The sequence below is a fragment of the uncultured Hymenobacter sp. genome (assembly GCF_964242765.1).
In the GTDB taxonomy this organism is placed as follows: domain Bacteria; phylum Bacteroidota; class Bacteroidia; order Cytophagales; family Hymenobacteraceae; genus Hymenobacter.
Map to the genome: position 1 here is coordinate 1 of NZ_CAXTBM010000016.1, position 13640 is coordinate 13640.

Here is a 13640-nt window from a genome sequence, read left to right on the forward strand (position 1 = left end):
TCCTCTCTAGCGGGGTGCAAAGATACTACTCGTTTCGCACAATGCAAGGAAAATTGCGAAAATTTTACTTGGTTTTATTTTGCGTCATAGTGAGCAGAATACAAAATAAACGTATTAAGAGTTCCTACATTAAACTTAAAAAGCTTTATCACTTTCATGTGATACGCTTCTCTCTTTTAATGCGGGCTACAAAGGTAACAGGTAATTTGCTTTGTTTGCAAGCTCTCAATACACTTTTCTTGTCGGCCCTAAAACTCCGTTTAAGTTGGGGGCACAAAGGTAACGTGATTCTTTTCAGTTTAACAACTTTTCAAAAACATATAGTTCATCATTGTAAATGAACATATATGTGAATTTTTAAAAGATGTTCTGTAGATCTAAACAAGACCTTTGAAACAAAGCTATTTTTGATCCGCTATTTGGATTGGGAGTGCAAAGCTACTAGACTTTATTCTTCCGTACAATGGCCAATAGAAATAACTTTTAACTAAGGGCTAGCTTTCTTCTAAGAAACTTCACACAGTATATCGCTACGCTGTTGACAAACTACATATGTGAGTAGATAAGTTCACGCAGAGACAAACTATTTTACCTCTTTTCTGGTGAGGTAGGCTCAATTGCAGTGGACGCCTTTAACAGCCTATGATTGGTCTCGTATTGCTGGATCAGATAGCCTAATCGCGCAAGGAAAGGAAGACCAATACTGTTGTATTCATAAACACCATCGTTGATGATTCCATCTTTATTTACGTAGAGCACTGCACTCAACAAAAACTCGGTATGCTGGGTAAGACTGATGAAATAGGCAACGTCGGCCAGGTAGCCGTGGGACATACCTACTACATTGTAGATACGCAGAGTGGAGTCAAGGGACACTTGGGGAGAGCGACCGTAATAGAGGTACTTTTTATAAGCATCGAAAAACTGCTTGGCACTGTAAGGCTGGTAACCAGAGCTATGAGGAGTATGAAAGAGATAATAACGGACAAAGGCGTAGTCGTTAGGAGTTAGGTTGAAGCGTTGAGTGGCAGAAATGACTTCCGGAAACAGTATGGACTTCAAGATATCTGTGATGTCTTGCAGTGGAAGGTAATTGGCCGTAGTGAAATCATAAGGTCGAAGAATGACCCTACGACCAGCTTGATAAGCTCGCCCTTTGGTAATACGACCTAATGGAGGTTTGAAGGGAGTTGGATTGACAACTGCTGGTTGCTGATATATGGTCTGGCCTGAAGATCCTAGGAAATCAATTGGGTTTGTGTGACGGTTGGCAGCAGTGTCGCAGGAGGCAAAGCGACGAGTGATGCGCATGTCAGGGTAGCCTAATTCAGCGAGCCGCTCATTGAGCGGACGCTGCCCAAGAAATTCATACAAACGGTTGTAGGCGTCATTGTCACTGACTAGAAGCATCCGTTTGATGTAATTGCCAACAGTATTTATTCGGTCGGAATCGGCAGCAGGATTGTAGGGAGCGGCAGTTTGGCAGCGGAAAGCCGTGCGGGTAACCATAGGGCTGCGCCTCGTAAGACCAGGCTGGTGCAGCTGATTCAATTTCTCTAGAGCTAAGGCAGCAATTGGCAGCTTCACCAAGCTGGCGGGGTTGAAATACTGCTTCGCGTCGAGTCGAAAGTTGTGTTGGACGAAATGCGGCTGATTTTGAGCGTCGCGGTTGATTTGCGTGTAGATTATTTGCAACTCGTAATCTGCGGCACGGTTGATAACAGGTGCTAAGCGACTGTCGGAGCGTAGTAGGCTATCAAGAAGGGGACTATTGGGGATACGAGTAGTTTGACTGTGGCCCTGAGATGAGGCGGAAAGCTGTCCATGACTATCAATTGAGAACAGAAACGGAATTGATAGTATACCAATAGAGAGGCCAGATAAATAACGGAGCAACATTCTATTAATCTGCAACTAGATGACACTGTGTGATATCAAAGTGCTTCTCCCCTTCTTCGCAAAAAGCAAGGGCCTTGCACAGAGCGCTTCGATTCGTATACGTCTTTGTAACCCAGACGAATTTGCGTTACACGTTAATGATATAAAAGGTGCTGTAGCACAAAAGAGCCGTAGGTATCAGCTACGGCTCTTTCATAGGCAGCGAGGAAACTAGAGAAACTTTTGCCGACGGGCTAGCAACAAATTGGAATCGTTTTGACGCCAATTGTAGCCGGTACCGAAAGGCAGAGGACGCGGACGGTTAATGGTGTCGGCATAGGCAGTGGCCATAGCAGGCTGATAGTGCTTGGCGAAAAGGTTGATAGGCCGCTTGTAAGTACCATAATAGGTTAGCTGCCAGTCCGCCGGAGGAAAATATTTTAAGGCAATACCAGAATCATCCTGCAAAATGTAGTTGCTGTGGTCTAAAATAAGGTTGCGGACTTTGCTGAAATAAGCCTTATGCATGAGGTAGGTAGCTGACTTCACATAGGTAGTTAGCTCGCCGAGGCTCTCAGCGTACTGAATAACGGCGTCTTTATTAGAGCCCATTTTCCAGTCACTGATATCAGCGGAGAAGTAATACACTTTCTGCTCCGTACCTGCTTTGCTGAGCATTGTTAACTCAAATCCGGGAATAACTTTCGGGCCGGGTCTTTGAATAACAGTGCTATCTGCATCAGTGAGTTCACCTTTTGTATCGAGCTGCACATAGCGCACATTCTGTACTTGATGGCCAGTACGGGTGGCGAAAAGCATCATTACGGGCAAAACTCCATCGAGCCTTACGGGTATTTCGGCCTTCGCCGCTGTACTGCCACCGCCACGCGACTCAAGTAGTGAATCATTTGATTCCTCTGAGTTTGACTGCACATACTGATTGGATCCGGGACCTACTAGTTTGCGTGAGTTAACTAATTTCTCTGCGTTCAACTCAACAGCCATGTCGTTGGTGCGGAAGAAGCTGAAGTTTAGCACCGACCATAGCGAAGCTTTTAAAGCTGGAAAGAGCTTGGGATTTTCCAGCGTATTCCGACGCGGCACCGAACCGACCGGCTCCAGACCCAGCAACACGTAGGTTTTGCTGTCGGGAAACATAGTCACGGCATTCAGCAGATCGGGGCCGCTGAAGGGGTAGAAAATAGTGGAACTGCTGGCGCGCACGGAATCCAGTTCAGTGGCCGCCCAACTCTCGATTTTGTTGGTTCGGGTGGCGTGGTATTGCATCCAGCTTTTATCGGCGTCGACCGCAAAAGCCTGCCAGGCAGGTTGCTCCGTCAGGGGCCGCAAGGTGCTCCGGCTACTAACAGGCTGCCCGGCAAGATAGGCCGCTACGTCTTGCACATAGGTGGTATCGGGGCGCGGCGGCTTGGGTGAGGGCACGGCGGCAACAGTGTCGGCAGACGGTGCAGGCCTTGTGGAATGGGACTGTTTGGTTTGTGGTTTCTTTTGTTCAGCACAAGCCGCCAAAAGAAGTGAAACGGCCGATAAAGTGAATCGGTAAACCAGAAAACGCATCAGGCACGATATTGATGAAGGGCGAAAGTTACTGAATACTAGTTGAGACGACGCCTTCTAGTCGTGCCTCATACGCGGCTGCATTATGCAAGCTCTCTTGAGACTTACAGAAGTAACTGCTCGTTTCTGGCTTTGCTTTGAATTGTGGCAAGCACTTAAATTAGTGTTTGTTTCACCACCTAGTCTCTGCTTTTCGGCAAACAAGCAGGTGCAAGACCGAGACTTATGCTACAGGCTGACGGCGCAGGCTCACAAAGTAGACAAGCAGCCCTACGAATACAGTTAGCAAACCATACAACGATTCCATAGGCTTGTCGTGGACGATGAACCAGAGCGTCCAGCCATTGAGCAGCAGGAACAGCAACGGCGTAAGCGGATAGCCCCAAGCCCGGTAAGGGCGCAGTAGTTCTGGCTGGCGCACACGCAAAACAAACAAGCCGAGCACCGTCAGAAACGTGAACAAGCTGAGTACAAACCCAGCATAGAGCAATACCTGCTCGAATGTGGAAGTAATAATGAAGAGTAATGTGAGAGCTGTTTGAAACAAAGTAGCTCGTACCGGAATACCTCTTGCACTAAGTTTAGCGAGTCCACTAAGCGAGGGAAGGTCCTCACCCATTACCTGCACAACGCGAGGACCCGCAAAAATCATGGAACTGATAGTGGATAACAGCAATACAGCAATAATGCCGCCCATTAGCTGCCCGCCTATAGGCCCGAAAATCTGTGTAGCAGCCACGAAGCCTACTTCCACTTGGCCTTTCAGCTTATCTAGAGGAGTGGAATATAGAAACACAAAATTCAGTCCTATATATAATAGGAGTACAGCAGCAGTACCAATAAGCAGAATACGCGGCAGGTTTCGTTGCGGATCGGCTACTTCGCCGGTAAGATATACAGCCGCATTCCAGCCCGAGTAAGCATAAGAGACATACACCAACGAAACAGCGAAGGCAGGGCTCAACAGTTCTTGCCAGCTAACTGCGGTGGGTATGAAAGGTATAGATTGCGGAGTAGCGGCCAGCAGCCCCGCCCCGATAAAAGCTACCAGCACCACTACTTTGATGGCTGTAACGGCTACCTGTAAGCGGCTACCCAGTTGTCGGCTCATGGCATGAACGGCCGTGAAAGCCAAAACTACGCCCACCGATAACCATTCGGGCTGCAAGGCAGGCCACACACTTTTGGCATACTTGCCAAGCGCCATAGCGGCCAAGGCCGTAGGAGCGGCAAAGCCCACCGTAGCGGATACCCAGCCCGACAAAAACCCTACGGCCGGATGATAGATACGAGACAGAAAATGATACTCGCCGCCCGAGCGAGGCATAGCCGCGGCAAGCTCACCGTAACTCAACGCACCACATAAAGCAATAAGCCCACCAACAGCCCACAGCATCAACAGCGCGAAACCGCTTTGAATGTCAATGACTTGGAAACCGAGACTGGTAAATACTCCCGTGCCTACCATGTTGGCAACGACGATAGCAACACCGGTTGTACGACTGATTTTATAGGTGTCGGCGGATGGCTGCGGCATGAAGAGGTAATTGCGGAGCTAAAGATGCGAAGTTGCCTTGACTGGGTTTGTAGAAAGGCATTACGAGCTTCTTCGGTGTTCAGTAACTTAAGAAGCAACAAGCCCCTGACGCTTGTGAAGGCGCAGGGGCTTACTACTGGTGCAATTGTGTAACACGACAAAAGCAGGAACGCTTCAAAAACAAGCTAAACCACTTTAGGGCGCTTGTAAAGTGGTACTGTACTGCATGGCTCTCCGTACATAACACTAGATGTTACGGGCAACAGCTTCTGCATGATAGCCACGTAAGCGTAGGTCGGCACTGGCTTTTCGCCGCAGCCCTTTACTACCACTTTTGCGTCGCGGTACTCTTCGGCGTTGATGCTGGCAATAGCCTCGTGGAACAGTTCCTGCTCCAGTGCTTCCAGATTGCCGAATACGTAGCGATGCGCATGCCCTTGGAGCTTACTAGCTAGCAACATATACGCCCAAGTGGGCACAATAGCGTCGGCCGAGCAAATGATAGCGACGTTTTTACCGTCGTATTGGTTCCAATCATGGGTTTTAATGAACTCTCGAAAATCTTTTTCACGCAGCATCAAGCCGTGAAAAAGATTTTCCTTGATGTCGTACACTACCCGCTCGCCGGGGTGAATGAACTCTTCCAGATTCAATGAAGTCAGGGCGCTGGTCGCAACGCGGTTGATGATTTCCTCCATGATGTAACGCCAACTACTAGCTGGCCACTTAGTAAATGAGATAGGAGACTGTCAAAGATGTAGCTCACTAAACGAAAGCTAGGCGCTATTTTGCTTTCGGCGTCGTGGTGTATACTTCTTTCAGATAAAACGGCTCGTAATACGCCACGTCCCGAAAATCGCCGCGCCGATACGCTTCGACCGCCAGTGCCCCGACCGCTACAGCCGAAGGTTCGATGCCAGCTAGGAAGCTAGCGTTGGAGTTGTCGGCAACAAGCGGCCGAAACTTTGCAGCGCCATTGCCAAAGCATAACAAACGATGGTGGGCTAATTGTTCGGCCAGCGTATCAGAATCCAGCAGTAGTGGCATAGGAGCTATCACTTCTTGTCCATTGTGCATGTAGAGTGCCGCGTACACCTCCATACGACGAGCGTCCAGCATAGGGCAAAACAGAATTTCTTCGGCCGAGGCTGTAACAGCGGCTACCTGCCGGGTCAGCGCTTGCAACGTACTTACAGCTACCAACGGAATATCCAACGCGTAGCACAAACCTTTGGCCGCAGCAGCCCCAATGCGAAGCCCCGTGTAAGAGCCAGGACCATCGGATACGGCCACGGCTGCTACATCTTGCAAGGTGTGCTGGCTATTTTCTAATAATTGACTTACTAGCACGCTCAAGTGCGAGGAGTGCGACTTTTCCAACCTCAGTTCTGTCTGGCCGACTAAGCTACCGTCTGTTAGCCGGTGCAGGGCGACAGAGCAAACAGGAGACGAAGTTTCGAGGGACAGAATGAGGATGGACATAAGACAAAGATATGGCTTCACATACTGCCTTGCCTTTAGATCAGAAATACTTGAAACTTCTTTTCAAGAACTTCAATTGGCACATGGATGCAATAAAAAAGCAGACTCATTTCTGAATCTGCTTTTTCTAGGTATATCTATTAGCTGCTACTTTCCTGTGGCTGCACCTTTCGTACTGCTAGCAGCACGCCCGCTTGGGCGCAACAAGGCAGCATACCGATTCGGGTCGTTGAGCACGCTCATCGCCATTAGGATGTTAGGGTCATCATCGAAGGTAGCTTCGATTTGGCCTTTCTGAAAATAGTAGCGCGACACAATCTCCTGCTCCAGCAAATCCTTGATTTCAGGTTTGAAGCGCGTCAAGTCGTTGCTTTTGTTGGTAGACACTTTGCGGCGCATAGCTTCCAGCTCAGTTTTCACGTCGTCATAATGCTTTTCCTCCTTCACTTTTTTAGTGAGGTCAGCCAATGACTTTTCGGCGTCGGTACTGTAGCTGATGTCTTTACCTTTCAGGAAATCAACGAATTTCTGATAATCGGCATCCGCAAGATTGAACTGTCGAGCAGAAGCAATAGTAGGATGCTCAGCACGGTAGCGAGTAGCATAATCGAAGAGGTAACTCTTTTGCAAGAGTACCCGGGTGATGTCGGCAATTTCGCGGTCCTGCACTTCTACATCGGGTGCTACTCCGCCGCCGTCATATACCGTGCGGCCAGCTTGGGTTTTGAAGGCCGTGCGCAAGGAATCCGGCACTTTGCCTAACGTACCATCGTCGGCGCGGTGGGCGTAGTCGATTTCTTGAATGCAACGGCCGCTTGGAATGTAGTACTTGGCGGTCGTAACTTTTAACTGCGAGTTGTAGCTAAGCGGCCGAGTAGCCTGTACCAACCCTTTGCCAAAGGTTCTCTCCCCTATCACCACGGCCCGGTCGTAGTCTTGCAGTACGCCCGATACGATTTCAGAAGCCGAGGCCGAGCGGTTGGAGGTGATAATGGCAACAGGAATCTGCGTGTCGAAGGGTACGTCGAGCGCTTTGTAGGTTTTGTTCCACTCCGTCACCTTGCCCTTGGTGCTCACGATATCAAGGCCTTTATCGACAAACAGGTTGGAGATATTGACCGATTCGTTGAGCAAGCCGCCGGGATTGTCGCGAATGTCAAACACGATTTTCTTGGCACCTTGCTCCTTAAGCTTAGTAAGGGCCATGCGCACCTCTTTGCCCGCATCTACGGTGAAGCCGGCGAGTTGAAAGTAGCCGATGTCGTTGGTCAGCATGCCATAATAGGGCACGTTGTCAACCTGAATCTTGTCGCGGGTGATGTTGATTTCAACAGGTGCATCCTGCCCGTAGCGGGTCACCATTAGCTTTACAAGCGAATTAGCCTGCCCTTTCAGTAGCTTGCTAATGTCGGGGCTATTCTTTTTCTCAACGTTGACGCCGTTGATAGTGATGATTTCGTCGCCGGGCAGTAAACCAGCTTTCTGTGCCGGATAGCCTTCGTAAGCCGCTTGCACAACGGTTTTGCCACCGCGCTTGATGACCACTGCCCCAATACCGCCATACTGGCCAGTAGTAAGGGTGCGGAAATCCTCGATATCATCTTCCGGGATATAGTTGGTATATGGATCGAGCGACTTGAGCATGGCGTCGATACCAGTCTTCACCAATTTAGCTGGTGGCACCTCGTCCACGTAATAAGTGTTCACTTCCTTGAAGAGGGTAGCGAAAATGTCGAGGTTCTTAGCAATTTCGAAATATCGCTCGTTGTCGGCCGAAGCGGCGGCGACAGATACCAGTGTGGCTCCCCCAAGAAGCAACCCGGCCACAATAGACTTTTTACGCATAGATGAAGGCTGGTATGAAGCTCACCACTAACCACTTCAGAAGAGAAGCTTAAGGGCAAGAAGAGATGGTGCCGCGGAAGTCACTGAAGCCGCAACTAATTCATGGACGCTTTTTTCGGTCCTTTGTTGCGGGTGCAACGAAGGGTTCGGTTAGTAAACGCTCCAGCCCTGAAATTAATTTTTTTTCAACCAGCGCGAAAGGCTTTTTTTCTTTGCCGGTATAGATAATTGCAAGTAGCCCAATAGGGTGCCCACCGTTCGCTTCCGTGAGGTGGTGCTTGTTGAGGCGATAGGCCTCGCGCATAAGGCGCTTTAAATTGTTCCGGTCAACGGCGCGCTTGAAGTTGCGCTTGCTCACGCTAACCAGTACCTGCGGGGGCGCGGCAGTAGGCACTTCGGCGGGCAGCCACACCAACCGAAGGGGATATAAACCAAAAGAAGAACCCCGGCCGAAAAGCTCATCAATGAGCTTCTTGCGGCACAAGTGTTCTTCTTTCGAAAACGAGTAGGAACGAACCCTATCCTCTGGCTTCTCCCCTGAAGGAGGAACGCCAGACGGCAACAGGTTACTCACAGGCGCTTAGCGCTTATGACGGCCTTCGTCGGATACGGTCAGGCGCTTGCGGCCTTTGGCACGGCGGCGGGCCAACACGTTGCGGCCGTTGGCGGTTTCCATGCGGGAGCGGAAGCCATGCTTGTTGCGGCGTTTGCGCTGCGAAGGCTGGAAGGTACGTTTCATGGTATAGTTAGATGACTCAGTGACAAGTAAGGCCGGCAAAGGTACAAGCTTGACTTTGAAAAGACAAAGGTGTTGTGACGTTTTTTATGTTCCCCGTTGTCAGCAACTCTTAGATTTTCGGTTGCTTACTCTAGTCCAACCTCCCACTTTACCCGTATCAAAGACCACGTTTTATCCGCATTTTTCAACCGGATAGCCGTAGCTTTACAGCAGGTTTTCTGCCTATCCGCTCCGCGTTTCTATGATTCATTATTACGTTTCGTTCGAGAACCCGCTTACCTTTTACGTGCAGTTACAAATGACTTTCGAGGTCCCGAAACAAGGCCCCGAAACGCTGGAATTGCAGTTGCCAGCCTGGCGACCCGGACGCTACGAGCTCCAGAATTTTGCCCAGAAGATTCAACGCGTTGAAGTAACCGATGCTACCTCGCAGGAAGTACTACCTACTCGCAAGCTTACCAAAGACCGTTGGGAAGTAACCAGCGCAGCGGGCCGAACGGTACAAGTGCATTATAACTTCTATGCGCATCAAATGGATGCTGGCGGTTCTTGGCTAGACGAAACGCAGCTATACCTGAACCCGGTACAAGGCTTCATGTACATTGAAGGGCGGCAACAGGAGCCATGTCAGGTGCAACTACAGCTTCCTGATGGTTGGCAATTGGCCTGTGGCCTTCCCCAAACCGGCCCGAATACGCTCCAAGCGCAGAACTTCGACCACTTGGCCGATTCGCCCCTCATTGCTAGCCCTACCTTGCAATACCGCAACTACGAGGTGCAGGGCCTGCCCTTCTACATCTGGATTCAAGGAGAATGCCCCGTGGATTGGGCGCGCTTGGTAGCCGATTTTCGGGCTTTTAGTGCCGAGCAGCTCGCCTTATTTGGCTCGTTTCCGGCCCAAGATTATCATTTTCTCAACCAACTACTTCCTTACAAGCACTACCACGGCGTGGAGCACCTCAACTCCACTGTTATTACGCTAGGACCCGCCGAACTGCTAATGACGGAAGGCTTGTACAAGGAGTTACTGGGCATTAGCTGCCACGAACTGTTTCATGCCTGGAACATCAAGAGCATTCGGCCAGCTGAAATGCAGCCCTACGACTACTCTAAAGAAAACTACTTCCGCACCTGCTTCATTGCCGAAGGCATCACGACTTACTATGGAGAGTACTTGCTGGCCCGCGCCGGGGTGCGCACGGCTGAGCAGTACTTCACCGAACTAAACACGGTGTTGCGCAAGCACTACGACGACTACGGCCGGTTCAACCTTTCTCTGGCCGATGCCAGCATGGACCTCTGGCTCGATGGCTACAAAGCCGGCGTGCCCGACCGCAAAGTATCAGTGTATCACAAGGGCGCCTTGGTGGCGCTGTTGCTCGACCTCACGCTCCGCCGCCTTTCCAACCACGCTCGTGGCCTTGATGAGGTGATGCGCCGATTGTGGGAGGAATTCGGACAGACCGGGATTGGCTACACCGAGCAAGATTACATCCGGATTGTGAAGGAAGTGGCCGGGCGCAATATGCAAGCGTACTTCGATAAGTTTATTTATGGTACTGCGCCGCTGGAAGAACCGCTCGACAAAGCCTTGAGTTTTGTGGGGTGCACGCTCCGAATTCAGGAAAACGCGGCAACGCCGGAAGCGGTATTTGGCTTTCGGACGGTGGTGAGAAACGAGCGCACCGAAGTAAGCGACATTGTGCCTGGCTCGCCCGCTGCAGCGGCACTTACCATCGACGACGAGATAGTGGCCGTGAACGGACGGCGAGTAGAGATGAACCTGCACAGCTTGCTTTCCACCAGAGAAGACCAACAGTACGAAGTCAGCTTATTTCGTCAGAATCGGTTGTTAACGGTGCCACTGAGTGGGCAGGATGGACAGCGGTATTGGCAGAAAGTCACTATTGAAAAGCTGCCCGAAGCTACTCCCGAGCAGCAGGCCAGCTTCCGGAACTGGTTGAAGCAAGAATTTTAAGTGCGACGTTCAGTTTTTCATTCTCTCCCATGTTCCGGCTTCGTGCGGTGATAGTAGTGCTGCCTCTGGCGATGCTTCTATTATCTTGTTCTTTCCGAGGCCCCGCTGAGCGGGCGCAACCAGGTGTGCCCACCACACCCTTAGTTGCCCCATTACCGCGCCCCAAGCCGCCGCGTATCTACCGCCTCAGCCACCTCGACACGCTGGTACAAGTGCCGGGGCGCGTACTGACTATTTATCAGGCATCTCGGGGGGTGTACGAGAAACTACCTCAAACCTTAAAGCTACCCCCCGTTCCAACCTCCGCGGAAGAGGAAGCCACATTCGATTTCGAAGCCGAAGAACGCCTGCGACTGCGTGATGCTGGACCAATGGTACAGCGCAGAAAGCACACGCTCTGGCTGCGGCCAACTCATACTAAACCACTTCGGCTCGTCAACCAGTCTTCTGAAAACGAAGCCAGCAGTGTGGCCTACGAGTATGTAGCTTCCGTACCTGCTATCAAGCAGTGGCTCGTGGCAGTGCGGCTCTACGAAGGCGGGTATTATCTCTTGGTCAACCAGCATACAGGCCGGCGTACCCGTGTTTGGAGCCCTCCGGCTGTGGCACCCGACGGACGCCATTTTGTGTGCGGAAACTCTGATGTATTAGCGCGCTACGAGCCCAATGGCCTTCAATTATGGGCCGTAGACAACGGCAACCTCCGCCTGCTGTGGGAGCGACAAACCGAGTGGGGCTGCACACAACCTCGCTGGCTCGACAACCGAACTATTCTCTTCGAGCAAGACTTTTTCGATAACGACGATGTAGACACGCGCGTCGTACGCCTGACCGTGCTGCCCTAATCACTGGGCGCTTCAATCAACGCATTTACAATGCACAAAAAAGACCCTGCTGAAGATCAGCAGGGTCTTTTTTGTGCGCTTGATATTATTTCTGGTTTTGCTGGCTTGGGTTCGGGTTGTTGCGAGGCTTGTTGGTTCGCGCTGACCGCACCTCATTAGAATTGCCGCCTGGCGTGTTGTTCTTGGTTTCGTTGCCAGTTTCAGTGATGTGGTTCTGATTCAGGTTCTGCACCTGCGTGCCGCTAGATTCCGCCCGGCTGTCCGGGTCAACGGAAGTGGGCATACCGTTCAGCGCATCAGGCCCCATAGGCGAACTAACTTTCTGATTCGAAGCGGGATTCTCTTTTTTATGCTTAGACATGGCAGTGGAAGCTAAGGGTGAAGCATTTTCCTTTCTTTTACCTACTTGCTCGTACCAGGGTTGTGAAAACGAAACAGACTTTACGAAGCAAGCCGCCGAAAACTAAGGCGCAGACGTCCTTAGCTTCCGGCGGCTTGCTCGGTGAAGTCTGCCTTTGCTTGTACGTTCTAGGCGTTCTGAGTAGCCGTGGCCACAACTGGCATTACGGCCACCAAGTCGGCGAACTTTTGCTCTCTCGCTTCTATTTCCTGCGCCGTCAAGTTCAGTAGGCGCTCCGTACCGAACCGCTCTACGCAAAATGAAGCCATGGCCGAACCGTGCACAACCGCACGCTTCATGTTCTCGAAGCTGATATCGTCGGTGGCGGCGAGGTAACCGATAAAGCCACCAGCAAAAGTATCGCCGGCACCAGTTGGGTCGAACACTTCTTCTAGGGGCAGAGCTGGGGCGAAAAACACCTTGTTTTTGCAGAACAGCAACGCACCATGCTCACCTTTCTTGATGATAACGGTTTTGGGACCCATTTCCATGATGATTTTGGCGGCCTTCACCAACGAGTGCTGCCCCGAAAGCTGGCGCGCCTCTTCGTCGTTGATGCTAAGCACGTCTACCATTTCAATGGTCGTTTTTAACTCGTCTAACGCGACATCCATCCAGAAATTCATCGTATCCATGACGATGAGCTTGGGACGGTTGACAAGGCGCTGAATCACGAGACGTTGCACCTGAGGCGCCAAGTTACCAAGCATCAGATACTTGCAATCCTGGTAGCTATCCGGAAGAACAGGGTCGAAATTAGCCAGCACATTGAGTTCCGTGACCAGCGTTTCGCGCGAGTTCAAATCGTTGGAATACTTGCCCGACCAGAAAAACGACTTTTCTCCTTCTTTAATTTGCAGGCCTTCCGTGTCAACGCCGTGCTCTTCGAGGAGCAGGATATCAGACTGCGGAAAGTCGTCGCCGACTACGGCTACCAGCTTTACCGGCTTCAGCGAGTAGCTGGCCGAAAGAGAGATGTAAGTAGCAGCACCACCAATAATTTTGTCGGTTTTGCCAAAAGGCGTTTCCAGGGCATCGAAGGCTACGGAGCCGATTACGACCAAGCTCATATCAGAAGAAGTAAAAGTGATTCAAATAGGGAATTTGTCTTGCAACGCCACAAATATCCAAATCCTTCCGTACTACGCCCGATTTTGTTGAATTGCCTACGCCGTAACGAGCCACAATGGCAGCTAACTAATTGGTAAAGAGCAGCTAGGTGCTAAAGAAAAAAGCCTCAAGCATAATGCCTGAGGCTTTCTTAGTGGGTAAATAATGGGGCTCGAACCCACGACCTTCGGAATCACAATCCGACGCTCTAACCAGCTGAGCTATATCTACCATGTGGGGTATTGAGC

At 50.7% G+C, this 13640-nt stretch carries 12 protein-coding genes and 1 tRNA gene; 2 read left to right on the top strand and 11 right to left on the bottom strand.

The genetic code is table 11. The features are described 5' to 3' along the window. Positions 1–588: 588 nt before the first annotated feature. The 8 genes from ACFE7X_RS08810 to rpmH all read right to left on the bottom strand — a co-directional run bounded on the left by ACFE7X_RS08810 (position 589) and on the right by rpmH (position 9059). Positions 589–1899 carry a serine hydrolase gene (locus tag ACFE7X_RS08810; protein ID WP_375435308.1) on the bottom strand — a complete coding sequence of 437 codons (1311 nt, stop codon included), beginning with the start codon at positions 1897–1899 and terminating at the stop codon, positions 589–591. 210 nt (positions 1900–2109) lie between these two features. Further along, positions 2110–3321: a hypothetical protein gene (locus ACFE7X_RS08815; protein ID WP_375435309.1), complete on the bottom strand. Its 1212-nt coding sequence runs from the start codon at positions 3319–3321 to the stop codon at positions 2110–2112. Positions 3322–3679: 358 nt separating this feature from the next. Then, complete coding sequence (locus ACFE7X_RS08820; protein WP_375435310.1) at positions 3680–4993, bottom strand: APC family permease; 1314 nt, start codon at positions 4991–4993, stop codon at positions 3680–3682. Between the two features lie 185 nt (positions 4994–5178). Beyond that, positions 5179–5691 carry a DUF2480 family protein gene (locus ACFE7X_RS08825; protein ID WP_375435311.1) on the bottom strand — a complete coding sequence of 171 codons (513 nt, stop codon included), beginning with the start codon at positions 5689–5691 and terminating at the stop codon, positions 5179–5181. Positions 5692–5776: 85 nt separating this feature from the next. Then, positions 5777–6475, bottom strand: coding sequence for a tRNA (adenosine(37)-N6)-threonylcarbamoyltransferase complex dimerization subunit type 1 TsaB (gene tsaB, locus ACFE7X_RS08830; protein ID WP_375435312.1), 699 nt, complete (start codon positions 6473–6475; stop codon positions 5777–5779). Positions 6476–6622: 147 nt separating this feature from the next. Then, positions 6623–8320 (bottom strand): S41 family peptidase, encoded by a 1698-nt coding sequence (locus ACFE7X_RS08835; RefSeq protein WP_375435313.1) that lies wholly within the window; start codon positions 8318–8320, stop codon positions 6623–6625. A gap of 100 nt (positions 8321–8420) precedes the next feature. Then, complete coding sequence (locus ACFE7X_RS08840) at positions 8421–8894, bottom strand: ribonuclease P protein component (protein ID WP_375435314.1); 474 nt, start codon at positions 8892–8894, stop codon at positions 8421–8423. Between the two features lie 6 nt (positions 8895–8900). Beyond that, entirely contained in the window at positions 8901–9059 is a 159-nt protein-coding gene (gene rpmH, locus ACFE7X_RS08845; RefSeq protein WP_086596110.1) for a 50S ribosomal protein L34, read from the bottom strand. Positions 9060–9300: 241 nt separating this feature from the next. Here rpmH and ACFE7X_RS08850 point away from each other — a divergent pair, with 241 nt between their 5' ends. Further along, entirely contained in the window at positions 9301–11037 is a 1737-nt protein-coding gene (locus ACFE7X_RS08850; RefSeq protein WP_375435315.1) for a M61 family metallopeptidase, read from the top strand. A gap of 29 nt (positions 11038–11066) precedes the next feature. After that, positions 11067–11882: a hypothetical protein gene (locus ACFE7X_RS08855; RefSeq protein WP_375435316.1), complete on the top strand. Its 816-nt coding sequence runs from the start codon at positions 11067–11069 to the stop codon at positions 11880–11882. Positions 11883–11967: 85 nt separating this feature from the next. On the opposite strand, the gene ACFE7X_RS08860 is transcribed toward ACFE7X_RS08855, so the two are convergent. From ACFE7X_RS08860 to ACFE7X_RS08870, 3 genes are all read right to left on the bottom strand, one after another. After that, entirely contained in the window at positions 11968–12243 is a 276-nt protein-coding gene (locus tag ACFE7X_RS08860) for a hypothetical protein (protein ID WP_375435317.1), read from the bottom strand. Between the two features lie 167 nt (positions 12244–12410). After that, complete coding sequence (locus ACFE7X_RS08865) at positions 12411–13352, bottom strand: PfkB family carbohydrate kinase (RefSeq protein ID WP_375435318.1); 942 nt, start codon at positions 13350–13352, stop codon at positions 12411–12413. A gap of 197 nt (positions 13353–13549) precedes the next feature. Then, a tRNA-His gene (locus ACFE7X_RS08870) sits at positions 13550–13623 on the bottom strand. Positions 13624–13640: the final 17 nt, after the last annotated feature.